Annotated in this window: 2 protein-coding genes; one reads left to right on the forward strand and one right to left on the reverse strand. The window is 67.1% G+C overall.

Annotation, left to right across the window (positions count from 1 at the left end; genetic code table 11):
* The coding region (locus HOV91_RS39080) for a MerR family DNA-binding protein (RefSeq protein ID WP_174190186.1) at positions 1-297 on the forward strand (297 nt) is incomplete at its 5' end.
* On the opposite strand, the gene HOV91_RS39085 is transcribed toward HOV91_RS39080, so the two are convergent.
* On the reverse strand, positions 252-938 hold the full coding sequence (locus HOV91_RS39085; protein ID WP_217441614.1) for a tRNA-dependent cyclodipeptide synthase: 687 nt from the start codon (positions 936-938) through the stop codon (positions 252-254). The genes HOV91_RS39080 and HOV91_RS39085 overlap by 46 nt on opposite strands.
* Positions 939-1188: the final 250 nt, after the last annotated feature.

The following is a 1188-nucleotide window of genomic DNA, read 5'->3' on the forward strand; positions in this document are numbered from 1 at the left end:
CGAAGCGCCCAGGCTGCTGGGCTCTCGCTCGCCGAAGCCCGCCAGGTGCTGAGCATCGTCGACCGCGGCGAAGCACCGTGCAGCCACGTCGAACAGGTGCTGTCCTCCCGGCTCGATCAGGTCCGTGCCCAGATCGCCGAGCTCATCACCCTCGAAACCCATCTCGAATCCCTCCTGGACACCGCCCGGCGTGGGCCCAGCGCTACCGAACACGACCAGGCCGCCGTGTGCTGGATCCTGGAATCCGAGACTCAGCCCGCAGCGGGTACCAGGTCGGTGAGCACACCGAACCCCTGACCCACCACGGGCCGCCAGGCCAACTCGCCGCCGTAGAAGCGCCGCAGGAATCCGATGCCCTGGTGGTAGCAGAACACCGACGACTCAGCGCCGACGATGCCGCCGGTGTCGGTGAACAAGGGCAGCTCGGCGAGCAGGTAACGAACGGCCGACCGCAGCTGATCCTCGGACGCCGAGCTGCCCGCGGGCAGCCGGTTCTCCAGCACCCACCGTGATGCTTCCAAGCAGTCGGCGCGAAAGTCCGGATCACGGTCGAACAGTCGCTGCGCCTGGTCGAGCAGTTGCCGGTAGCGCGGGTTCGTATCGAGTTCCGATGCGCCGAGTATCAGTCGCTGCGGCTCGCGCACGCCCAGGTCGATGAGGGCCCGCGCGATCTTGTTGCGCACGTACTGGCCCTGGCGGCGGGCCTTGTGCGCGGCGCGCTCCGGCGCATATCCGAGTGCTTCCAGGGTGTAGGTCGCGGGCAGGTCCGGGACGAAGAAATGCGCCGCCTCGAACTCGCCGAAACCCCACCGGGCCAGCCCTGCGATCCGTTCGGTGGTGAAGTAGCTGTTGAACGGACTGATCCCGAAACAGACATGCGCTCGGCGGGTCAACGGCCCATGGCAGTGCACCGACAGCGGCTGAACATGCAAGGACAAGGTCGGGCCTTTCGTTACATCACGAATCCGCAGCGCCCCGGGAACCAGCCTGGTTGCGCGATATCGCCTCACAGGATGAACCTTCCAGTGAAGGGGAAGGTCAAGTCCGGGGCCGAGCACACCTCCTACTACAGGGCTCCGTAGTTGGTTGGTACTCTCGGCGGGGTGACCGCCGCCCCGCCCTCGCGTCGCATACCTGTGCGCCTGCTCGCGGTGCCGGCGGCGCTCGTGGGAATTGCGCTGATGCACG

It is taken from the genome of Nocardia barduliensis (assembly GCF_013315795.1).
Taxonomy (GTDB): Bacteria; Actinomycetota; Actinomycetes; order Mycobacteriales; family Mycobacteriaceae; genus Nocardia; species Nocardia barduliensis.